The 20,973-nt window shown below is 71.5% G+C and carries 18 protein-coding genes; 2 read left to right on the top strand and 16 right to left on the bottom strand.

Annotated elements, in window-relative coordinates:
- Window positions 1-8 precede the first annotated feature (8 nt).
- Together ACIBK9_RS12960 and ACIBK9_RS12955 are read right to left on the bottom strand one after the other, a co-directional pair.
- Window positions 9-1,121, bottom strand: coding sequence for a low temperature requirement protein A (locus tag ACIBK9_RS12960; RefSeq protein WP_397157769.1), 1,113 nt, complete (start codon window positions 1,119-1,121; stop codon window positions 9-11).
- A 35-nt stretch (window positions 1,122-1,156) separates the two neighbouring features.
- Complete coding sequence (locus tag ACIBK9_RS12955) at window positions 1,157-2,308, bottom strand: IS701 family transposase (protein WP_397157767.1); 1,152 nt, start codon at window positions 2,306-2,308, stop codon at window positions 1,157-1,159.
- 331 nt (window positions 2,309-2,639) lie between these two features.
- On the opposite strand from ACIBK9_RS12955, the gene ACIBK9_RS12950 reads away from it, so the two are divergent.
- Together ACIBK9_RS12950 and ACIBK9_RS12945 are read left to right on the top strand one after the other, a co-directional pair.
- Window positions 2,640-3,521 (top strand): sensor histidine kinase, encoded by an 882-nt coding sequence (locus ACIBK9_RS12950; protein WP_397157765.1) that lies wholly within the window; start codon window positions 2,640-2,642, stop codon window positions 3,519-3,521.
- The gene (locus tag ACIBK9_RS12945; protein ID WP_358297574.1) at window positions 3,499-4,137 is read left to right on the top strand and encodes a response regulator transcription factor; all 639 of its coding nucleotides are present in this window, start codon (window positions 3,499-3,501) and stop codon (window positions 4,135-4,137) included. The genes ACIBK9_RS12950 and ACIBK9_RS12945 overlap by 23 nt, the downstream gene beginning before the upstream one ends.
- 22 nt (window positions 4,138-4,159) lie before the next feature.
- Here the strand turns inward: ACIBK9_RS12945 and glgB are convergent, their stop codons facing one another.
- From glgB to ACIBK9_RS12875, 14 genes are read right to left on the bottom strand one after another with little or no spacing between them, the layout of a single operon-like run.
- Window positions 4,160-6,055: a 1,4-alpha-glucan branching protein GlgB gene (glgB, locus tag ACIBK9_RS12940; protein WP_397157762.1), complete on the bottom strand. Its 1,896-nt coding sequence runs from the start codon at window positions 6,053-6,055 to the stop codon at window positions 4,160-4,162.
- Window positions 6,055-8,037 carry an alpha-1,4-glucan--maltose-1-phosphate maltosyltransferase gene (locus ACIBK9_RS12935; RefSeq protein ID WP_397157760.1) on the bottom strand — a complete coding sequence of 661 codons (1,983 nt, stop codon included), beginning with the start codon at window positions 8,035-8,037 and terminating at the stop codon, window positions 6,055-6,057. The genes glgB and ACIBK9_RS12935 overlap by 1 nt, the downstream gene beginning before the upstream one ends.
- Before the next feature lie 3 nt (window positions 8,038-8,040).
- On the bottom strand, window positions 8,041-9,348 hold the full coding sequence (locus ACIBK9_RS12930; RefSeq protein WP_397157758.1) for a sugar phosphate nucleotidyltransferase: 1,308 nt from the start codon (window positions 9,346-9,348) through the stop codon (window positions 8,041-8,043).
- Complete coding sequence (locus tag ACIBK9_RS12925) at window positions 9,345-10,517, bottom strand: PP2C family protein-serine/threonine phosphatase (protein WP_397157756.1); 1,173 nt, start codon at window positions 10,515-10,517, stop codon at window positions 9,345-9,347. The genes ACIBK9_RS12930 and ACIBK9_RS12925 overlap by 4 nt, the downstream gene beginning before the upstream one ends.
- Window positions 10,518-10,526: 9 nt before the next feature.
- Window positions 10,527-10,958, bottom strand: coding sequence for an ATP-binding protein (locus ACIBK9_RS12920; protein WP_397157754.1), 432 nt, complete (start codon window positions 10,956-10,958; stop codon window positions 10,527-10,529).
- Window positions 10,942-11,262 (bottom strand): anti-sigma factor antagonist, encoded by a 321-nt coding sequence (locus ACIBK9_RS12915; RefSeq protein ID WP_352329001.1) that lies wholly within the window; start codon window positions 11,260-11,262, stop codon window positions 10,942-10,944. Before ACIBK9_RS12915 ends, ACIBK9_RS12920 begins: the two co-directional genes overlap by 17 nt.
- Window positions 11,263-11,281: 19 nt before the next feature.
- Window positions 11,282-13,414 carry a glycogen debranching protein GlgX gene (gene glgX, locus ACIBK9_RS12910; RefSeq protein WP_397157752.1) on the bottom strand — a complete coding sequence of 711 codons (2,133 nt, stop codon included), beginning with the start codon at window positions 13,412-13,414 and terminating at the stop codon, window positions 11,282-11,284.
- Window positions 13,411-13,770, bottom strand: a complete 360-nt coding sequence (locus tag ACIBK9_RS12905) for an STAS domain-containing protein (protein ID WP_358297553.1) — start codon at window positions 13,768-13,770, stop codon at window positions 13,411-13,413. Before ACIBK9_RS12905 ends, glgX begins: the two co-directional genes overlap by 4 nt.
- Before the next feature lie 11 nt (window positions 13,771-13,781).
- The gene (locus ACIBK9_RS12900) at window positions 13,782-15,584 is read right to left on the bottom strand and encodes an AGE family epimerase/isomerase (protein ID WP_397157750.1); all 1,803 of its coding nucleotides are present in this window, start codon (window positions 15,582-15,584) and stop codon (window positions 13,782-13,784) included.
- 8 nt (window positions 15,585-15,592) lie between these two features.
- A complete protein-coding gene (locus tag ACIBK9_RS12895; RefSeq protein ID WP_397157748.1) occupies window positions 15,593-16,192 on the bottom strand; it encodes a DJ-1/PfpI family protein in 600 nt (199 codons plus the stop codon).
- Window positions 16,189-17,829, bottom strand: coding sequence for a thiamine pyrophosphate-binding protein (locus ACIBK9_RS12890; protein WP_397157746.1), 1,641 nt, complete (start codon window positions 17,827-17,829; stop codon window positions 16,189-16,191). Before ACIBK9_RS12890 ends, ACIBK9_RS12895 begins: the two co-directional genes overlap by 4 nt.
- A gap of 9 nt (window positions 17,830-17,838) precedes the next feature.
- The gene (locus ACIBK9_RS12885) at window positions 17,839-18,666 is read right to left on the bottom strand and encodes a type 1 glutamine amidotransferase domain-containing protein (RefSeq protein ID WP_387682292.1); all 828 of its coding nucleotides are present in this window, start codon (window positions 18,664-18,666) and stop codon (window positions 17,839-17,841) included.
- Window positions 18,663-19,364, bottom strand: coding sequence for an EthD domain-containing protein (locus tag ACIBK9_RS12880; RefSeq protein WP_358297539.1), 702 nt, complete (start codon window positions 19,362-19,364; stop codon window positions 18,663-18,665). The genes ACIBK9_RS12885 and ACIBK9_RS12880 overlap by 4 nt, the downstream gene beginning before the upstream one ends.
- Window positions 19,361-20,968, bottom strand: coding sequence for a GMC family oxidoreductase (locus ACIBK9_RS12875; protein WP_397157744.1), 1,608 nt, complete (start codon window positions 20,966-20,968; stop codon window positions 19,361-19,363). Before ACIBK9_RS12875 ends, ACIBK9_RS12880 begins: the two co-directional genes overlap by 4 nt.
- Window positions 20,969-20,973 lie beyond the last annotated feature (5 nt).

The following is a 20,973-nucleotide window of genomic DNA, read 5'->3' as shown; positions in this document are numbered from 1 at the left end:
AGCGCGCGCTAAGTCAAGGCGTCGGACTCGGATCTGGCCCGCGAATGTTCCAGGAAGTTGAACGTCATCACCACGAGCACCAGGGCGGCCACGGACAGCAGCGCCGGCGCCTGCAACGCGATCGGGATGATCGCCAGGCTGGCCACCGGCATGGCGAGCTGCGGCCCGGACCACTTGCCGAAGATGTGCCAGCGGGCGTAGCAGAACGTCGCGAAGTACAGGGCGCAACCGCCGAACAGCAGCGCGGTCACGGGTGGGGCGAAGACCTGGCCCGGATGGGAGACGACCTCGGCCATGCCCACCGCCATCGCCATGATCGACCCGATGAAGGCCAGGTGGCCGTAGGAGAAGACGCGCCGGATCAGGTCGGTGCGGATCACGGCGTCGTCCAGGGCCTTGGGCAGCGACTCGGCGGCGAAGATGAAGTACACCCACCACAGCGCGCAGGCCAGCACGAACGTCGCGGCGACCGCGCCGATCGAGCCCACGGCCAGCGGGCGCGCCGCCGACGCCTGCGCGCCGATGGCCAGGATCGGCTCGCCCATCGCGATGATCAGCAACAGGCCGAACCGCTCGGGTAAGTGATGGGGGTGGAAGTTGACCCGCACCAGGTGGCTGCGGGTCAGCACCGGCGCGGCCAGGTCGATGGCGGCGGCCGCGGCCCAGACCCACACCCGGGCGCCGCTGTCCAGCAGGCCCCCGGCCAGCAGCAGCGGCCCGGTCACGCAGACCGAGAGCGTGAAGGGGTTGACCAGCTCGAACGGCCGGCCGCGGAAGTACAGGGCGGCCAGCAGCGAGCGCTGGGCGAAGTAGGCGGCGCCGAACATCAGGCCGCGCTCCTCGTAGGCCAGGGGGGTGGCCAGCGCCATGAACAGGCCGCACAGGCTGAGCGCCAGGATGCCCAGCCGGTCGGGGGTGTTGTTGACGTCGCGGGTGTTGGCGTGCACCGCCATGCCCACCCAGGCCCAGTACGTCGGCACCAGCACGACGACGGCCTGCCCCACGCTGCCCCAGCCGTGGCCGCGGTGGAGCAGGTCGGACAGCTGGGTGACGGCGAACACGAAGACCAGGTCGAAGAAGAGCTCGACCCAGGTGACTTGCTTGTCTGCTTTCGGCTTCATCGAGCGGTGTGACTCCTCGTACGTCGTGCGGGTGCTCACGCGGGCAGCAGCGCGGGCTCGGCGCCCGCGGCCAGCCGCCAGCGCACGTCGAAGGCGTAGGCGGCCGAGGCCAGCGTGACGTGGTGGTGCCAGCCGTGGAAGGAACGGCCCTCGTAGTCGAACAGCCCGAAGCCCCCGGCCAGCTCGCCGATGGCGTGGGCGGCCCGCCAGCGGGACTTGGCCAGCGCGACCAGCTCCTGCGCCGGCACGGACATGTTCGTCAGCCAGAACGCCCGCGGCCGCGGCCGGCCGAGCGGCCACTCCACCAGCAGCCTGCGCGAGCGCGCGTGGTCGTCGGAGACCGGCAGGAGGACGAACTGCGAACGCAGCGACCGCCCCCGCGGCCCCTCCCACCAGGCCACCGTGCGCCGCTCCGCCCCGGCCGCGGCCTGCGCCGCCTCGGCCAGCGCGACGCGGGCCCGCGGGCCGCCCCCGCGCACCACGCTCATCGAGGCCCGGACCCGGTGGCGGGCGTCGACCTCGACGACGTAGTCGAGGCCGCGGTCCTCCAGGCCGCGCAGCAGGTCGGCGACGCCCCGGACGTGGGTGAGGTCGGCCACCAGCGGCGCGACGGGCGTGCCCCAGTCGAGCGTCAGGTCGTCGACCAGGTCGATCACGTGCTCGCCGAAGGGCCGGTGCCGCTCCTGGTCGGGCACGTGCGCCCGGGCCCGCCGGTCGTGGTCGGCCTCCCACGACTGCGGCAGGCACAGCCGCCAGTTGACCGGCACGGCCGCCTCGCCGGAGCTCATCAGCACGGCCGCGCCCACCTGGCAGTTGACCGTGCGGCCGAGGCCGCGCACGTACTGGCGCTCGACGCCCGCCGACCAGCGGCCGTGCTTGGCGAAGGCCACCTCCTCCACCAGCCAGGCGGCCGGGGGCGCGCCGGCCGCCAGCACGTCGGCGACGGTGCGGCGGACGGGGCGCGGGTCCCAGCGGCTCTGGTTGACGAACTGCTGGAGCGACTGGCCGTTGTGCGGGCCGCCCACCTCGTCGGCGATGCGCTGGATGGACTTGCGCCCGCCCGCGTGCAGCAGCCCCAGCACGTACGACTCGGCCGCGCTACGCTGGTCGGAGCGCGGCAGTGAACCGAATATCGTACCGAAGAATTCTGCGAACTCTTCACGCTCGTTCACCGCGAGTTCTCTCATGACCGCCCCTCACCTGCATTAGAGAAGATCCGTAATGGCGAACGCGGTCAGGATCGCAGTTAAGTTTTGGTTCGCACAAGAGAGTAACACCAAGGTGGCAGCGGAGCTGTCCGGGAGTATTAAAGGGAGTACTCCCGGAGGCATCTGCCTGGTGCTCATCGATAACCCGGTATTACATCACACGCGGCCTCAGTCAGGATGTGCGGGTAAAGGACTTGCCGCCCGATGAGTCTGGAGTGCACTCTTGCATCCGCCGGAATCATGTGATCATATGATGCGGGGATCTGCGCCGGTGACTGAGTAAGGCGACACACACTACGGGGGATGACCAGTGCAGTGCAACATCCAGCCCACGGTTGTGATAGCCGAACGGATCGAGGCCCATAAGGCTGCGATCTTGGCACAGCTGTGCGGCGAAATTGAAGAATCAACTTCCGGGGCCGCTCCCGGCGAGTGCGCGGAGTTGGCGGAAGAGCTCCTCGACCTGATGGTGGCCCGGCTCAAGGCCAGTACGGACCGCTCTCCCGGGGCTCTGGCCGGGGCAACGGACGGCGGTCGCGGCGACGCCCGGGAATGGCGGCGGATTTCCCGCGACCTGCACGATCGGGTGGGCCACGAGATCAGCGTGGCGAGCCGGCAGCTGGAGCTCGCCGAAATCGGTCACGCACGTGGTACGGACGGTTTCCCGGTGCATGTGAAGGAGGCGAAGGCCGCGCTGCTGAGAGCCCACCAGGAAATCCGCGACGTCATATCCGACCTGCGCGTTCACGCCCATTGGCCGGGAATGGAGCAAGCGCTTGTGCGGCTGATGACGACCATTGTGGACCCGCGGCTGGAGCATCGAATCACCCTTATCGGCGATGTCGAGGGCCTGCCTCCGCGCATTCGGGACGAGTTATTCCTGATATTACGCGAAGCCATTACCAACAGCATCTCCCACGCGGGCGCCGACCTGCTCGAAGTGTGCGTCAAGATTGCGCACGACCGGATCACAGCAATTGTGCGGGACAACGGCCGGGGTTTCTCGGGCTGGCGCGCGAAACAGGGGAACGGCCTGACCTCCATGCGCGAGCGCGGGGTCGCTCTGGGCGGCCTGGTGACCATAGAGAGCACCCCCGGGAAGGGCACCGAGGTCGTCTTCCGTGCCCCTGTCCGGCCTGTCCGGGACGAGCGGCCGAAGGAAACATCGGATGCAAAGAGAAGGCAGCATTGACGTCCTCATCGCCGACGACCACACGATCCTGCGGGAGACGCTCAAGCAGACGCTGGAGCTCGAACCCGACCTTCGTGTCGTCGCCACCGCGGGGGACGCGCGCGCGGCGGTGAAGTCGGCCGAGGCGCTGCGGCCGGACGTCGTGGTGCTCGACGTGGAGATGCCCGGCGACGGCGTCGTGCGCACCACCACCCACATCCACCGGGTCTCGCCCCGGTCCCGCGTCATCGTGCTGAGCATGTACGACGACCCGGTGCTGGTGCAGGAGCTCATCGCCCACGGCGTGCGCGGCTACCTGCTCAAGAGCGTCGGCCGGGAGGAGCTGGTGCAGGCCATCCGCGGCGTCTGCGCGGACGCCGAGCGCGTCGTCCTGTCGGTGTCGCGGGAGAGCCTGATGATGTCCGGCCGGCCGCGCGCCGGGAAGCTGTCCGAGCGGGAGCTGAGCGTGCTGTCCCTGGCCGCCCAGGGCCTCAGCAACGCCCAGATCGCCACCCGGCTGATGATCGCCGAAGGCACGGTCAAGCGTCACCTGCGCAACATCTTCACCAAGCTCGACGCCACCTCCCGCCTCGACGCGGTGAACAAGGCCATGGCCGCCTCACTGCTGACGCTCTGACGCCTCCTCCGCCATGGCCGCCTCACCGCTGACGCTCTGACGCCTCCTCTCCGGGGACCAGCCAGAGCGTCGCCAGCGGCGGCAGCAGCACCTCGGCGACCGCACCCCCCTCCGAGCAGGTGACCGAGCCCAGGTTGCCGAGGTTCCCGCCGCCGTAACAGGCGGCGTCGGTGTTGAGCGCCTCCTGCCAGCGCCCGCCGGAGGGGAGCGCCAGCCGGTGCCCGTGCCGCGGCACCGGCGACAGGTTGCTCACGCACACCAGCGGCGCCCCCCACCGGTCCCAGCGCACGAAGGAGTAGACGCTGGAACCGGCGTCGTCGGCGTCGATCCAGGTGAAGCCGCCGGGGGAGCAGTCCAGCCGCCACAGCGCGGGGGTGGCGGCGTAGCGCCGGTTCAGGTCCCTGACCAGGTCGCGCACGCCCTTGTGCCGCGGGTCGCGCAGCAGCGCCCAGTCCAGCTCGCGGTCATGGGACCACTCGCTGCGCTGCGCGAACTCCTGGCCCATGAACAGCAGCTTCTTGCCCGGATGCGCCCACATGAAGGCCAGGTACGCGCGCAGGTTGGCCAGCCGCTGCCACTCGTCGCCCGGCATCTTCCCGGCCAGCGAGCCCTTGCCGTGCACCAGCTCGTCATGGCTGAGCGGCAGCACGAAGTCCTCCGCGTACGCGTACGTCAGCCCGAACGTCAGCGCGTGATGGTGGTACGGCCGGTGCACCGGGTCGCGCCGCATGTAGCCGAGCGTGTCGTGCATCCAGCCCATGTTCCACTTGAAGTCGAACCCCAGCCCGCCGGCGGACGTCGGCCGGGTCACCCCCTCCCACGCCGTGGACTCCTCGGCGATCGTCAGCACCCCGGGACAGCGCCGGTGGACGGTGTCGTTCAGCTCCCGCAGGAACGCGATCGCCTCCAGGTGCTCCCTGCCGCCGTGCGCGTTGGGCCGCCAGGCGCCGTCCGGGCGGGAGTAGTCCAGGTACAACATCGAGGCGACGGCGTCCACGCGCAGCGCGTCGACGTGGAACTCCTCGCACCAGTACAGGGCGTTGGCGATGAGGAAGTTGCGCACCTGCGGGCGGCCCAGGTCGAAGGTGAGCGTGCCCCAGTCCGGCTGCTCGCCGCGCAGCGGGTCGGGGTGCTCGTACAGGGGGCCGCCGTCGAAGCGGGCCAGCGCCCAGTCGTCGCGCGGGAAGTGCGCGGGCACCCAGTCGAGTATCACCCCGATCCCGGCCAGGTGCAGCGCCTCGACCAGGGCGCGGAAGTCGTCCGGGGTGCCGTAGCGGGAGCTCGGCGCGTAGTAGGAGGAGATCTGGTAGCCCCACGAGCCGCCGAAGGGATGCTCGGCCACCGGCATGAGCTCCACGTGGGTGAAGCCCATGCCGCGCAGGTACCCGGGAAGCTGCTCGGCCAGGTCGCGGTAGGTCAGGCCGCGCCGCCAGGAGCCCAGGTGCAGCTCGTACACGCTCATGGGCGCCTCGCGGGCCGGGCCGTCGCCGCGGGCGGCCAGCCACGCGCCGTCGCGCCAGCGGTGCCGCGAGGTGAACACCACCGAGGCGGTGCGCGGCGGGTGCTCGGCCGCCAGGGCCAGCGGGTCGGCCTTGCGCCGGGTACGGCCGTCCGCGCCGGTGATGTCGTACATGTACCGGCAGCCGTCGCCGGCCCCGGGCACGAACAGCTCCCACAGGCCGCCGCCGGGCGCCCGGCGCAGCGCGTGCCCGGCGCCGTCCCAGCCGTTCAGGTCGCCCACCAGCCGCACGTCGCGCGCGCCCGGCGCCCACACGGCGAACGAGACGCCCGCCACGCCGCCCACCGTCCGGGTGCGCCCGCCCAGCGCCCGCCACAGCTCCTCGTGCCTGCCCTCGCCGATGAGGTGCAGGTCCAGCTCGCCCAGCACGGACGGCCCCCCGCCGGTCAGGACGTCCATCACCGCTCCACCGTCAGGATGTGCGCCGGCTGCCTGGACGGGTCCAGCCGCACGAAGTTGCGCGCCCCCCACTGGTAGACCTCGCCGGTCAGCTCGTCGCGCACCCGGAAGGACGGCCCGAGGTCGGGCAGGTCCAGCGTCACCGTGGCCTGCCGCACGCGGTGCGGATCGAGGTTGAGCACGACGATCACGGTGTCCTCGCCCGCCTGCTTGGCGAAGCAGAGCACGGCATCGTCGTCGGCGTGCTGGAAACGCAAATTGCGCAGCAGGCGCAGGGCCGGATGGCGGCGGCGGACCCGGTTCAGCGCCGCCAGGAAGGGCGCCAGCGTGCCGCCCGCCGACCAGTCGCGCGGCCGGTACTGGTACTTCTCCGAGTCCTTGTACTCCTCGCTGCCCGGCGCGGCCGGCTCCCGCTCGCACAGCTCGAACCCGGCGTACACGCCCCAGGTGGGGGAGGCCGTCGCGGCCAGCGCGGCCCGCACCCGGAACGCGGCCGGCCCGCCCTCCTGCAGGTAGGCGTGCAGGATGTCCGGCGTGTTGACGAACAGGTTCGGCCGCATGTACGCCGCCGCCTCCCCGGCCAGCTCGCCCAGGTAGCTCTCCAGCTCCGGCTTGGCGTTGCGCCAGGTGAAGTAGGTGTAGGACTGCTGGAAGCCGACCGCGGCCAGCGTGTGCATGATCGCCGGTCGGGTGAACGCCTCGGCCAGGAAGACGACGTCCGGGTCGGTGCGGTTGATCTCGGCGATCAGGCGTTCCCAGAAGAACACCGGCTTGGTGTGCGGGTTGTCCACCCGGAAGATCCGCACCCCGTGGCCCATCCAGTGGCGCAGCACCCGCAGCGACTCGGCCAGGATGCCGCCGGGGTCGGCGTCGAAGGAGATCGGGTAGATGTCCTGGTACTTCTTGGGCGGGTTCTCGGCGTAGGCGATGCTGCCGTCGGGACGGTGCTCGAACCACCGCGGGTGCTCCCGTACCCACGGGTGGTCGGGCGAGCACTGCAACGCGAAGTCCAGCGCCACCTCCAGGCCCAGCTCGGCGGCCCTGGCCACGAAGAAGTCGAAGTCGTCGATCGTCCCCAGGTCGGGGTGGACGGCGTCGTGCCCGCCCGCCGCCGAGCCGATCGCCCACGGCGAGCCGGGGTCGTGCGGCCCGGCGATGGGCGAGTTGCCCGGCCCCTTGCGATTGGTCCGGCCGATCGGGTGGATCGGCGGCAGGTAGACCACGTCGAAGCCCATCGCCGCGACGGCGGGCAGCCGTTCGGCCGCGGTCCGGAAGGTGCCCGAGCGCGGCGGGTGACATCCCGTGGGGTCCACCACGGCGCCCTCGGAGCGGGGGAAGAACTCGTACCAGGCCCCGTACAGCGCCCGTTCGCGCTCCACCAGCAGCGGCAGGTCCTCACCGGCCGTCACGTGGTCGCGCAGCGGCCGGCGGGCCAGCGTCCGCAGCACCGGCTCGGCCAGCGCGATCGCCAGCCGCGCCTCGGGGTCCAGCTCGCCGTCGCGCAGCGTCGCGGCGGCCACGCGCAGCAGCCGGGCGTCGGCGGGCGGCACCTCGGGCTGGGCGGCGGCCCTGGTCAGCAGCCGGGCGCCGGCCTCCATCGTGACGGCCACGTCGATCGCGGCGGGGATCTTCACCTCGGCCACGTGCAGCCAGGTCGCCACCGGGTCGCTCCACGCCTCCACCCGGAACGTCCACTCGCCCTCCCGGTGGGCGGCCACCTCGGCCGCGTACCGGTCGGAGCCCTGGGAGACGGCCGCCATCGGGATCCAGGCGGCCTGCTTGCCGTCGGGGTCGGTGAGCACGACGTTCGCGCCCACCACGCCGTGCCCCTCCTGGAACAGCGTCGCCGACACCTCGAACGGCTCGCCCGGCACCGCGCGCGCGGGCCGGCAGCCGCCCGCCACGACGGGCCGGACGCCCACGACGGGCACGCGGCCCGCGGCGATCTCGGAGATCTCGGTCAACACCAGCGTCTCAGTCATGTCTCACGCGTCCTGCAGGTCGGCGATGGTCTCGAACGAGGTGCCGGCGGCGGCCTCGCAGTGCGCCGGCACGGTCAGCCCCGGGTACACCGTCACCCCGGACAGCCGCACGCCGGCCTGAACCGTCACTCCGTTGCCCAGCGCGCTGTAGCCGCTCAGCACGGTCACGCAGTCCACGAACGATTCGACGGTGACCATCGTCCCCACGTGGGTGTCGGTGAGCCGCGCCCAGGGGCCGATGATCGCGCCGTCCAGGCAGGCCACCCGCTGCAGACGGCACCCGGTGTGCAGGTCGACGCCGTCGCCGATCGCGGAGTCGGAGACGACCACGCCGGGGCCGATCTCGACGTCCCGGCCGATGTGCACGTTCGGCCCGATCCTGACCAGGCCCGCGCTGATCTTCTCGGCCAGCGTCATGCCCGACGTCGCGTCCCGCTGGCGCAGCGAGGACTCGTGGATGCGCACGTTGCCCGGGTAGGCCCGCAGCATGCCCTTGAGCACGTGGGGGTAGCCGCCGCTCAGCGCGTCGGTCAGCGTGTCGAGATAGTCGCGCAGGTTGCCCAGGTCGCCCAGCTTGGCGATGGGCGCGATGCCGACCCGGTGCCCGGCCTCCACCAGCCACGGGAGCAGGTCGTGCCCCCAGTCGAGCCGGTGGCGGGCCAGCTCGGCCAGCGCCGGCTCCCCGGCCAGCTTCCGCAGCCGCCCGCAGTCGACCAGGTAGAGCCCGGCGTTGACGGGCACCCGGGCCGGGTCGGCGGCCAGGGCGTGCACCTCGGCCAGCGGTGGTTTCTCCACGAAACGCCGGATCTGCCCGGACGCGTCCGTGACCATCGTGCCGTACTTGCCCGCCACCTCCTCGGCCGGCCGCTCGACCACGGCCACGGTGACCACCGCGTCGCTGTCGCGGTGGCGGCGGACCAGCTCGTCCAGGTCGAACTCGAACAGCGAGTCGGTCGGGAAGACCAGCGCCAGGCCGTCGAGCTCCCAGTAGTCCAGGCTGCTCAGCGTCGCCTCGCCGGAACCGGTGTTGGTCCAGTCCATCCGGGGCCGCGAGTAGCGCACGCGCACGCCCAGCCCCTCGCCGTGGCCGAGCACGTCCTTGGCCTGGTAGCGGTTCTCCCGGCCGTTGGCGATCAGGTAGAAGTCGCTGACCCCCTGGTCGCGCAGGGCCATGATCTGCCATTCGATGACCGGCCGTCCGGCGAAGCAGACCGTGGCCTTGCTCCGCAGGTGGCCGGGGGCCTCCAGGGTGAGCGGCCGGGCCCTGAGACCCTGTCCGCCCGCCAATGCGATTCCGGCGATCTCGTTCATTGTCCGTACTTCCCCGTGGGTGTCCTACGTAGAGCGATCATGGTGATGTCGTCGAACTGCTCGGCGGACCCGATGTGCGCGCTGATCTCCCGTTCGAGCCTGTCCAGCAGGTCGTCCGCGCCGGTGGCGGGCTGCGAGACGAGGGTCAGCATGAGCTCCTCGCTGAAGAAGCGGCCGGACTCGTCCCTGGCCTCGGGCACGCCGTCGGTGTAGGCGAACAGCAGGTCCCCCTGGTCCAGGTGGGCCCTGCCGACCTCGAAGACGGAGTCGGGCACCAGCCCCAGCGCCGGCCCGGTGGGACGCAGCAGGGTGTGGCCGCCGCCCGCGTGGCGGATGATGGGCGGGTTGTGCCCGCAGTTGATGTAGACCAGCGCGCCGGTGACCGGGTCGAGCACGCCGAAGAACAGCGTGGCGAAGTAGCCCTGGCGCAGGTGGTTGGCGGTCAGGTAGTCGTTGGTCGCGATCACCGCGCGCAGCAGCGGCGTGGCGTCGTCCTGGACGGTGTCGGCCTCGCCGGTCCCCACGTGCGCGGCGGTGTGCCGCAGCAGGGTCCTGATCAGGGCCATGAACAGGGCGGCGCCGACGCCCTTGTCGCACACGTCGGCCACCACCAGCCCGATCCGCGACCCGCCCAGCAGCTCCAGGGCGTCGTAGAAGTCCCCCGCGACCTCCCTGGCCGGCTGGAAGCGGACGGTGAGCTGCCAGCCGGCGCGGGCCGGCAGCGCGTCGGGCAGGAAGCCCGCCTGGATCTCCCGCCCGATCTGCAGCTCGCGCTCGTACTTCAGCAGCGCCTCCCCCTCGGCGCCCGGATAGCGGCCGAACACCTGGCCCGCCCGCAGCCTGCGGTGCAGCAGCTCCGGCACGAAGGGCGGGACGACGTAGTCCAGCCCGGCCAGCACGTGCGGTTCGAGCTGACGCAGGTCGCCGTCGGTGAACGCGACCACGACGGGCGGCCGCGCGCCGGCCTGGACGACCCGCGTCACCTCGCGCACGACCTCCACGTCGAGGCTCGCGTTCACCAGCAGCAGACCGGTGGGCGGAGGCGCCTCGGCCAGCAGCTGCTCGGGGGTGCGCCTGGCCACGGGAGCGCCGTCGGCGGCCAGCAGCAGGCACAGCTCTTCCGCTGCTGGTGATGGGCCACTGACGACGAGGGTCACCTCCGCATCCATCGGTACCTCCTAGACGCGGTTCATGATGATGGTCGTCTGGTTACGACCCGAGCTGTACTCGTAGCGGACCTGGTCGGCGACCGTACGGGCCAGGTAGACGCCCAGCCCGCCCGGCCGGCGCTCGCCCAGCGGCCGGTCCAGGTCGGGAACGGCCTCGTAGGCGGTCGGGTCGAACGGAGGCGCCGAGTCGGTCAGGCGCAGCCACACCCGGCCCGGCTCCACCCCGCCGGTCAGCTCCAGCTCGCCCGGCCGGTCCCGGTGGCCGTGGGTGATGATGTTGACGATCAGCTCCTCGGCGGCCAGCCGCAGCCAGTGGGCGCGCGTGCGGGTCAGCCCGCCGAGCGCGCTCAGCGTCTGCACGTAGGCCATCAGCTCGTCCAGCGACTCGGGCTCGGCGGGAAGCCTGAGCCGCTCCATCGCCTGCCTACTCGGGGATCGCATCGCTGAAGTCCACGCTGTGGTGGAAGCCGACCAGCCGGATGGTCTGCTCGATGGCGTCGTTGGCGCCGACCAGCACGATGCGCACGTCGTCGGCCAGCTTCTGCCGGGCGAACACCAGCCCGCGCAGCCCCGCCGAGGACATGTAGCTGAGCTGCGACATCTCCAGCACCAGCAGCTCGGCCGCGGCCTCGGCCGCGCGCTCCACCTCCCTCCTGAAGGTCTCGGCGGTCAGGGCGTCCAGCTCGCCCTCCAGTGTGATCAGTGCGGTGCTGCCGTCGTGGGTCAGGATCGCGTTGAACGACATGGGATCTCCTTCGGGGATTTCAGTGAGGGGCGCGGCCGACCAGCGCGACCGCGGCCCGCGGGCCGACGACGATCCGCCGCTGGTCGGCCAGCGGCGGCTCCTGGCCCGGTGAGTGCACGTCGCCGGGGGCGGCGGCCGCGGTGTCGGCGAACAGGTGCCACACCGCGCCGTCCGGCAGGGTGGGCAGCTCCAGCTCCCGCGCCTGCCAGTGGGTGTTGGCGGCCAGGTACAGGTGCTCCGCGCCGCCGCCGGCCGCCGGGCCGCTGCGCAGCATCGCCACCAGCGTGCTGTCCGGCGACCAGTCGGGCTCGCCGGCCCGCTCGCCGTGCCAGGACACCTGCGGCAGCCCGCCGGCGCCCTCGTCGCCGCACGGGTGGCGGCGGTCGCGCACCATCGGGTGCGCGGCGCGGAAGGCGACGCACTCGCGCACGAACCGCAGCAGCTCGCCGTTGCGCTCGGTCAGGCCCCAGTCGAACCACGACAGCGGGCCGTCGTGGCAGTAGGCGTTGTTGTTGCCCTGCTGGGTGCGGCCGACCTCGTCGCCCGCCAGGATCATCGGGATGCCCTGGCTGAGCAGGAGCAGCAGCATCGCGTTCCTGGCCTGCCGCCCGCGCAGCGCCAGCACCTCGGCGTCCTGGGTCGGGCCCTCGGCGCCGCAGTTCCAGCTCTGGTTGTCGTCGTTGCCGTCGCGGTTGTCCTCGCCGTTGGCCTCGTTGTGCTTGCCGTCGTAGGCGAACAGGTCGGCCAGCGTGAACCCGTCGTGGCAGGTGACGAAGTTGACCGAGGCCAGCGTGCCGCGGGAGGCGTACAGGTCCGGCGAGCCGACCAGCCGGGTGGCCAGCTCGCCGGCCGAGCCGGGGGCGGCCTTCAGGAAGCGGCGCAGCGCGTCGCGGTAGCGGCCGTTCCACTCCGACCAGCGCTGATAGCCCGGGAAGGAGCCCACCTGGTACAGGCCGCCCGCGTCCCACGCCTCGGCGATCAGCAGGCAGTCGCGCAGCAGCGGGTCGTGGGCCAGCGTCTCGATCAGCGGCGGGTTGGCCAGCGGCGCGCCGTCCTGGCCGCGGTCCAGGATCGCGGCCAGGTCGAAGCGGAAGCCGTCGATGTGGTACTCGCCGGCCCAGTAGCGCAGGCAGTCGAGCACGTAGTCGCGCACCACCGGGTGGTTGCAGTTGAAGGTGTTCCCGGTGCCGCTGAAGTTGTAGTAGTAACCCTCCGGCGTGAGCATGTAGTAGGTGGCGTTGTCCAGGCCGCGGAAGTGGATGGTCGGGCCGTTCTCGTTGCCCTCGGCCGTGTGGTTGAAGACCACGTCCAGCACCACCGCGATCCCGGCCCGGTGCAGCTCCTTGACCAGGTTCTTGAACTCGTCGGACTGCATGCCGTACCGGCCGGTGGCCGCGTAGCCGGCCTTGGGCGCGAAGAAGCCCAGCGTCGAGTAGCCCCAGTAGTTGTACAGGCGCTCGCCGGTGACCGGGTTGACCCGGCTCATGTCGAACTCGTCGAACTCGAAGACCGGCATCAGCTCCACGCAGTTGACGCCGAGCGCCTTCAGGTAGGGGATCTTCTCGATCAGCCCGGCGTACGTGCCCGGCGCCGACACCCCCGAGGACGGGTCCGCCGTGAAGCCGCGCACGTGCAGCTCGTAGACGACCAGGTCCTCCGGCGCGACGCGCAGCGGCCGGTCCTCCTCCCAGTCGAAGTCGTCGGAGACCAGCACCGACCGGTAGGGGTAGGGATCGTCCCAGTCCACCTCGGCGCCCCACACGTCCCGGCCCGACATGACCCTGGCGTACGGGTCGGCCAGGATCCTGGCCGGGTCGAACCGGTCGCCGGGGGCCGGCGTCTGCGGGCCGGTGACGCGGTAGCCGTACTCGACGCCCTCGTGGTCCAGGCCGAACACGGTCATGGCCCACACGCCGCCGATCCGGTACTCGCCGGGGAAGGGCAGCTCGGCGAACGGCTCCCGCTCGCCGCGCCGGAACAGCACCAGCGACACGGCGCTCGCGCCGCTGGAGTAGACCGAGAAGTTCACCCCGCCGGGCACCAGCGTGGCGCCGAACGGCATCGGATGGCCCGCCCGCACCCCGAACCCGGCCAGCTCGGCCGTCGGGAAGGAGTCGATCCGGCCCGGCACGCCCTGCGTCTCCACACTCATGTGGCCTCCTCCCGAGGCTCGGCGGCCCGGACGATCTCCAGCGCGTCCGCCACGCAGTCGGCGACGACGAAGAAGCGCAGGAACCCGGTCGCCGCCATCACCCCGCGCAGCTCGTCCGACAGGCCCACCAGGGCGATGAAGCTGTCCAGGGTCCGCGCCTGCCGGTAGACCAGCAGCATCGTGCGCAGGCCCGCGCTGGACAGGTAGCTGACGCCGGTCAGGTCGAGCAGCACCGGGCGGCTGTCCGGCAGCAGCGCCAGGATGCGCTCCTGCGCCGCCGGGGCCGACCTGCTGTCGAGCTGGCCGGTGAGCCCGATCACGGTGACCGGGCCGATCGTGTCCGTCGTGATCTCCATGGCCGGCACGCTCACTCCTGCACCGGGGTCAGCGTCACCTTGACGCGCAGCGCCTCGGTGGACTCCGGCAGCTCCACGGTCATCGCCACCGGGTCCAGCACCTCGTACGGCTTGCCGTCCACCTCGGCCTCGGTGAGCAGCACCCGCCCGGCCGGCAGCAGGTCGGGCGCGACGCGCAGGATGCGCTCGGCGTCCGGGCCCGGCTTGAAGTGCAGGGTGAGCGGCTGCCGCGTGACCAGCAGCCGCGTGTAGACGGTCGCCAGATAGCACAGCTCGGAGGAGTGGTACATGCTCATCGAGTGGCTGCCCTTGAACCGCTCGGTCCCGAGCAGGTACGGCAGGCCGTTGGCCAGCACGTTGAAGTAGACCGCGCCCTCGTCGTGGTCGAGGAAGAAGGCGTTGTAGAAGGCCGCCGCCTGGCGCGCCTGCTCCAGGTGGTCGTCACCGCCCAGCTCGCCGGCCACGATCAGGTACGCCAGGATCGCCTGCTCCTGCTGCCACCACGCCTTGCGGTCGTGCCAGGCGAAGCGGTGCCACCGCTGGCCCTCGGCCCGGTGCCGCTCGACGACGTCGTACCAGCCGCCTCGCTGCTGGTCGCTGCCGACCGCCGGCATGGTGCGGGCCAGGTGCTCGGCCAGGTCCCGGTAGGCGTCCTTGGGGCGGGCGCCGTGCATGCGCATGAGGTTCCAGGCGATCTTCAGGTTGTGCCCGACGACCGCGCGGTCCTGCTGCCAGCTGTGCGTCAGGTCGTGGCTCCAGTCGTCGTGGAAGCGCTCGTTGACGAACGGGCTCGACGGCTCGGGGAAGTGCTCGACGATCGTGTCGAAGGTGCGCTCCAGCATCTCCAGGTGGCGCTCGTCGCCGGTGGCCAGGTAGTAGTTGATCAGGTAGGCCGGGGCGTGGTCGCCGATGGAGTTCCAGTTCTTGCGCGACTGGTTCGGCCCGAGCGACTCGTGGTGCGGGCTGAGCAGGATCGGGTCGACGTGCGAGTAGTAGCCGCCGCGCCGGTGGTCGCGGAAGAACTTCTCGAACAGCCGCAGCGTGGCGTTGACGTCGGAGGCGATGCGCTTGTCGCCGGTGACCCGGTAGGTCTGCGTCGGGCCGGCCAGGGCGTAGATCTGCTCGTACATCGGGATGGCGTCGTAGTCGTCGCCGAACTCCGAGGTGAACAGCTTCTTCTCGTGCTCGCCGTCCACCTTGATGCCGTGGTACCAGTACACGACGTCGTTCTCGGGGTCCACGAAGCGCATGTGCTCGCGCAGGTAGCGGGTGCCGCGCTCGGCGACCTCCAGGTAGGCGTCGTCGCCGGTCAGCAGGTACGCCGAGGCCATGCCGTACACCAGCCGCGAGATCGTGTCGGTCTCCTGCACGTGGCTGGCGGTCTTGTCGCCGCCCAGGCGCAGGATCGTCCGGTAGTCGCGGAAGTCGACCGGGCCCTGCCCGAACTGGGCGCGGCGGTAGAACGCGGCGATCTCGTCGAGCTGGTTGATCCACCAGTCGGGCTGCTCGAACCGGTACTCGCCGGAGCCGCGGCCCAGGAAGATCAGCCGCTTGGCCGAGAAGACCGGCTCCTCGCCCTCGGGGTAGAAGATCCCGTAGACGAACAGGTGGCGGCCCGGCGTCAGCATGTCGCGCACGTGGTCGCCCGCGTCCACGTACGGCTCGCCCAGGTTGCGCAGCACCTCGGCCGAGACCTCGCCGTCCAGGCGCACCTCGACCGTACGGCCGTCGATGGTCGCCAGCCGGAAGGAGCCGGAGCCGGCGTCGAACCGTTCGACCCGCCCGGCCACGGTGTCCATGAAGGTGAAGTTCATCGTTGCTCCTACAGCGTCTCGGCGAGCTGGCCGATGATGGTGTGGGCGAACAGATGGCAGTGGTACACGCTGCGCCCGGTGATCAGGTTGCCGTCGATGACCACGTCCTGGTCCACGTACTCGGCGCCCATGTTCCGCACGTCGCCCACGAGGTTGTTGTGCGCGACGACCTTGCGCCCGCGCATCGTCTCGGGGGCGGCGGCCATCAGCCACAGGCCGTGGCAGATCACCCCCGTGATGATCGACGGCTCCTCCAGCGCCCGCCGCACGAACGCGGTGGCCGGCGCCAGCCGGTTGACGTCGTCGGTGAAGCGCAGCCGGTCCGAGACGATCCCCGAGGGCACGATCACCGCGGCGTAGGAGCGCAGCTCACGGTCGCTGATGCCCTCGAACCCGCGGTCCACGGTGAACGGCACCCGCCACTCGTGGCCGGTGAAGGTGATCGACGGCTGCCCCCACAGGCGGGTCATGAAGTGCACCTCGGCGCCGGCCTCGGCGAAGCGCCGCTCGTAGTAGAAGATCTCCGGCTCGACGTAGTCGCTCTCCATCAGGACAGCGATCTTGCGGCCGTTCAGCGCCGCGCCGGCCCGTGGCTCGATGCCGCTCACAATGGCCTCCCCGGTTCGGTGACGAGGTCGATGAGGAAGGGGCCGTCGTGGCCGAGCAGCCGCTCGACGGCCTCCTCGATCTGGTCGGCCTTCTCCACCCGCAGCCCGTCCACGCCGCAGCCTCTGGCCAGGTCGGTGAACTGGAGGTCGGGATGGGAGAGGTCGAAGGAGCGAGGAAAGCGGTGACCGGGGATGCCCCGGCCGCGCCAGTACTCCTCGATGTTGTTGTCCAGCAGCCGGTAGCTGTGGTTGTTGCAGATCACGAACTTGGCGGCGATGTCGTACCGGACGGCGGTGGCCAGCGCCTGGAAGGTGTACATGCTGCCGCCGTCGCCGGTGAAGCCGATCACCGTGCGGTCCGGATGGGCGAGCTTGGCGCCGATCGCCCCCGGGATGCCCACGCCGAGCGAGCCGCCGCGGGTCAGGAACCAGCTCCCCGGGCCGCGCGGCGGGAAGTAGGAGCCGATCACGCCGGAGGCGGTCAGCCCCTCGTCGAAGACGATCACGTCCTCGGGGGCCCGCGCCGCCAGCTCGCGCATGAACGCGTTGAGTATCGAGTCCTCGGCCGGCGCCGGGCGCGGCGCCGCCGTCCGGCGGGCCAGCCGGGCCGCCGCCGCCTGCCGGTCGGCCTTGCTGAGCGTGCCCTCCAGCTCCGCCGACAGCGCCGCCAGCGTGAGCCGGGGGTCGGCCACCAGGCCCAGCGTGACCGGGTGGTTCTTGGCGATCTCGTACGAGTCCAGGTCGATGTGCACGATCCGCGCGTCCTTGCCGAACGGGCTGCTCAGCGACGGGAACACCTCGGGGAACAGGTACGTGCCCACCACCAGCACGGCGTCGGCGTCCTTGACGGCGTCCGCGCTGACCTGGCCGAACATGTGGCCGAGCTGGCCGCGGAAGAGCGGGTGCCGGCCGTCCATGTTCGCCTCGGAGAACTCCACGCCCCACACGTCCGCGCCGAGCTGCTCGGCCACCCGGGTCAGCTCCGCCTGCGCGCCGGAGACCGACACGCCGTCGCCGGCCAGGATGATCGGGGACCGGGCGCCGGACAGCAGCCCGGCGGCCCGGCGGACCAGCTCGGGGGCGGGCAGCGCGGCCGAGTGCGGCACCACCGACGGCTGGACCGGCTCGTGGTTGGGCTGGTCCAGCACGTCGAGCGGGAGCGCCACGAACACCGGGCCGCGCGGCGGCGTCATCGCCATCTTGACCGCCCGGCGCAGCACCCGCAGCACCGAGCCGGGGTCGATCACGCGCATGGCGTGCTTGGTGACGGGCCGGGCCATGGCCACGAGATCGGCGGCCATCTGGGCGTCCATCGCGTCGTAGCCGACCCCGGCCTCACCGGCGACCACCACCAGCGGGGAGTGCCCCCGCTTGGCCTGGTACAGCATGCCGATCGCGTTGCCCAGCCCCACACCGCTGTGGAGCTGCAGCAGCGCGGGGCCGCCCGTGGCGCGGGCGTACCCGTCGGCGATGCCGGCCGCCACCGTCTCCTGCAGGGTGAGGATGTAGTGGAAGTCCTCGAAGCCCTCCAGCGCGTCGAGGAAGCCCTGCTCGACCGTCCCCGGGTTGCCGAACATGTACGTGATGCCGTCGCTGAGGAACTGCTCGATGATCGCGGTGTTGCCGTCCCTGGCCATGGCCCGCCATCACCAGCCGAAGCGGCGCAGGCCGCCCTCGAGCACTTCGACGATCTTCTGCCCGGTCAGGAACGAGTCGGGCGTGGAGCGTCCGGTGACGAACGGGAAGTCCACGATGACCGAGGTCTCCCTGCCGAAGTTGCCGATGTAGCGGCCCTGCGGCCCGGTGGCGTCCCGCAGGATGTACTCCAGCGGGTACGGCGGCGGCCCCATGTTGAAGTCGGGCACGCCGAGGAACCCGGTGCCGTCCTTGTAGTCGTACTCCTTGCAGTGGCCGGTGACGCGCTTGCCCCAGATGATGCTCTTGCGGTCCTCCCAGTCGCGGGCGAAGGCCAGGCAGGCCACGCCGTAGCACTCGGCGGCCACCGGCTTGCCCGCCCGCACGAACGCGAGCACGATCTCGTGCACCCGCTCGTTGTTGGCCAGGTCCACGATCGGCCCGCTGCCGCCCACGATCAGCACCGCGTCGTAGGGCACCAGCTCGGCCTCCAGCTTGGCCACCGCCCGGTGGTAGGACTCCAGCCGGCGCAGGTAGTCGGGGCTGCTGGTGTAGGGACGCTCGGGCGCCCAGGCCGACAGGTTGAGCGGGTTGGCCAGGCGGCCCGACTCGTCCAGGTCGCGGGTCAGCTTGGCCACCTCGGGCGTGGTGACCGAGCGGCCGAGCGGCGGGTCGACGTAGTCGGGGTCCATGCTGGGCGGCAGGGCGTGCGGCTGCTTGCCGGTCGGCGTGGCGAACACGACGTCGTAGCCGCGCTCGTCGAAGGCCGACAGCGGGCCGACGAGCTCCTCCCCCCAGTAGCCGAACTCCGAGAGGATCACGAGAACGCGCTTGGTCATGCCGACTCCCCGGGGATGATCCAGTTTTCCTTGCAGGTCATGGAGAACACGTGGGCCGGGTCGGCGATCGCCTCCAGCTCCGGCTTGACCCGGCGGGCGTGGTGGGCCGAGGCCAGCGCGGCGCGCAGCGCGTCCACGTCGTCGAACCAGAGCTGGTCCACGGCGTCGAAGCCGGCCTCGCCGAAGGTGTACGCGCCGTCCACGGTGTGGCAGTGCAGGTGCCTGCGCAGGCCCGGCAGCCCGGCCACCGCGGCGGCGTAGGACTCCAGGGACTGCTTGCGGTAGGTGTCCAGCGGCAGACCGGGCCGCCGCTTGATCAGCGTGGTGACCTTCACCCAGCTGTCCGGCCGCGGCCTGGGGCCGGGCACCAGCTCGTGGGCGACGGTGTCCACCACGATCGTCGACCAGAACGCCGCCCAGTTGGGCTCGTCCAGCCGGGCGCCCTGGAGGAACTCCTCGCTCTGCAGCGAGGCGAGCTGCTCCTCGGCGCTGGCCAGCCAGATCTCGGCGATGCCCTGGTGCGGCAGCGCCGGCCGGCCCACGTCGCCGTCGAAGGGGATGCGGGTGTCGACCAGGTACTGCCTGATCTGCTTGATCTTGCTGGCGAACTTCACCGCGTGCACGTTGACCCAGTAGTCCTGGAACTGCTGGGCGGTGAAGCCGGGCTTGGGGGCGCCGAAGATGAACTGGTGGATCATCGCGTGGCCTCCTGTCGGGCCGGGAGGAAGTCCGCCGCGACGAACTCGGCCGCGCGCTCGCCGATCATCACGGTGGTGGTGTGGGGGTTGGCCGAGACGATCGTCGGCATGATCGAGGCGTCGGCGACGCGCAGCCCCTCGACGCCGCGCACCCGCAGCCGGGTGTCCACCACGGCGAGGCTGTCGGAGCCCATCTTGCAGGAGCCGGCGAAGTGGTAGTACGAGCCGACGTTCTCCACCACCCAGGCGCTGAGCTGCTCCCGGGTGCGCACGTCCGGGCCGGGCGCGACCTCGGTCAGCCCCCAGTCGCGCCGGAAGGCGGAGCTGGCGTAGATGTCGCGGGCGATCTGCACCATCGTCACCGTGCGCTCCAGGTCCGAGCGCTCGGCGAAGTAGTTCGCGCTGACCCGCGGGTAGGCCGTCGGGTCGGTGCCGGCCAGCCGTACGCTGCCCCGTGACAGCGGGCGGACCAGCCCCGGCAGGGTGAGCACGATCTTCGGGTCGACCAGCTCGCGCACCGGCGTGAGCGGCTGCCCGGTCTCCACCCGCTTGATGACGTTGGCGAAGAACTGGTCGCCGAACGGCGCCCGGTGCACCAGGCAGATCTCCATGTCGGGCACCGGCAGCCCCGGCTCCGACCCCCAGAACAGGCCGACCTCGGTGACCTGCCCGCGCGGGTCGGGCGCGGCCTCCTCCATGTACCCGATCGGGCCGATGACCAGCGGGTGGTCGTGGAAGTTGGCGCCCACGCCGGGCAGGTCGGCGACCACCGGGATGCCGAGCGCGGCCAGCGCCCCGGCCTCGCCGATGCCGGACAGCTGCAGCAGCTTGGGCGACTGGATCGCGCCCGCGCTGACGATCACCTCGTGCTCGGCCCTGACGGTCCGCAGCTCGCCGTCCTTGAGGTACTCCACGCCCACGCAGCGCTCGCCCTCGAACAGCAGCCGGGTGGCCAGCGCGCCCACCTCGACGGTCAGCCGCGCCAGCGCCGGCTCCAGGTAGGAGGCGCGCACCCCGCAGCGGGTGCCCTTGTCGACGTCGATGTCGACGTGGTGCCAGCTCACGCCGAAGCTGTCGGCGTTGAAGTCCTCGACCTGCGGGTAACCGAGCTCCACGCAGGCGTCCACGAACGTCTGGGAGACCGGGTTGCCCATGTCCCGGGCGTTGACGATCTTGATGGGGCCGTCGTGGCCCGCCGTGGGGTTGGTCGTGTCCCGCTGGCCCTCCAGGCGCTGGAAGTAGGGCAGGACGTCGGCGTAGGACCAGCCGGGGCAGCCGTCGTAGGCCCAGGCGTCGAAGTCCGCCGGACGGCCGCGCGTGTGGATCATGTGATAGACGTTCGAGGTCCCGCCCAGGCCGCGGCCCGCCGCCGAGTAGACCTGGCGTCCGCCGAGCCCCGGCTGCGGCTCGCTCATGTACGCCCAGTCCAGCTCGGTCAGCAGCACCTCGTTCCACCGGCTCGGGTCCTCGACCGCGTCCGTGATCTTCGTGTCGCCCGCCTCCAGGACCAGCACGCTGGCCCCGGGCAGCTCGCTCAGCCGGGCGGCGATGACCGATCCGGCCGTGCCGCCGCCGACGACGACGAAGTCGAAGCTCTGTGTCATCTCAG

Source organism: Nonomuraea sp. NPDC050227, assembly GCF_044459705.1.
Taxonomy (GTDB): domain Bacteria; phylum Actinomycetota; class Actinomycetes; order Streptosporangiales; family Streptosporangiaceae; genus Nonomuraea.
This window is presented reverse-complemented; position numbering and strand designations above follow the sequence as displayed.

Bases quoted from the DNA above. Each gene is read 5' to 3' on its own strand.
- ACIBK9_RS12960 (WP_397157769.1), bottom strand. From the start codon at position 1,121: ATGAAGCCGAAAGCAGACAAGCAAGTCACCTGGGTCGAGCTCTTCTTC.
- ACIBK9_RS12955 (WP_397157767.1), bottom strand. From the start codon at position 2,308: ATGAGAGAACTCGCGGTGAACGAGCGTGAAGAGTTCGCAGAATTCTTC.
- ACIBK9_RS12945 (WP_358297574.1), top strand. From the start codon at position 3,499: ATGCAAAGAGAAGGCAGCATTGACGTCCTCATCGCCGACGACCACACG.
- glgB (WP_397157762.1), bottom strand. From the start codon at position 6,055: ATGGACGTCCTGACCGGCGGGGGGCCGTCCGTGCTGGGCGAGCTGGAC.
- ACIBK9_RS12935 (WP_397157760.1), bottom strand. From the start codon at position 8,037: ATGACTGAGACGCTGGTGTTGACCGAGATCTCCGAGATCGCCGCGGGC.
- ACIBK9_RS12930 (WP_397157758.1), bottom strand. From the start codon at position 9,348: ATGAACGAGATCGCCGGAATCGCATTGGCGGGCGGACAGGGTCTCAGG.
- ACIBK9_RS12925 (WP_397157756.1), bottom strand. From the start codon at position 10,517: ATGGATGCGGAGGTGACCCTCGTCGTCAGTGGCCCATCACCAGCAGCG.
- ACIBK9_RS12920 (WP_397157754.1), bottom strand. From the start codon at position 10,958: ATGCGATCCCCGAGTAGGCAGGCGATGGAGCGGCTCAGGCTTCCCGCC.
- ACIBK9_RS12915 (WP_352329001.1), bottom strand. From the start codon at position 11,262: ATGTCGTTCAACGCGATCCTGACCCACGACGGCAGCACCGCACTGATC.
- glgX (WP_397157752.1), bottom strand. From the start codon at position 13,414: ATGAGTGTGGAGACGCAGGGCGTGCCGGGCCGGATCGACTCCTTCCCG.
- ACIBK9_RS12905 (WP_358297553.1), bottom strand. From the start codon at position 13,770: ATGGAGATCACGACGGACACGATCGGCCCGGTCACCGTGATCGGGCTC.
- ACIBK9_RS12900 (WP_397157750.1), bottom strand. From the start codon at position 15,584: ATGAACTTCACCTTCATGGACACCGTGGCCGGGCGGGTCGAACGGTTC.
- ACIBK9_RS12890 (WP_397157746.1), bottom strand. From the start codon at position 17,829: ATGGCCAGGGACGGCAACACCGCGATCATCGAGCAGTTCCTCAGCGAC.
- ACIBK9_RS12885 (WP_387682292.1), bottom strand. From the start codon at position 18,666: ATGACCAAGCGCGTTCTCGTGATCCTCTCGGAGTTCGGCTACTGGGGG.
- ACIBK9_RS12880 (WP_358297539.1), bottom strand. From the start codon at position 19,364: ATGATCCACCAGTTCATCTTCGGCGCCCCCAAGCCCGGCTTCACCGCC.
- ACIBK9_RS12875 (WP_397157744.1), bottom strand. From the start codon at position 20,968: ATGACACAGAGCTTCGACTTCGTCGTCGTCGGCGGCGGCACGGCCGGA.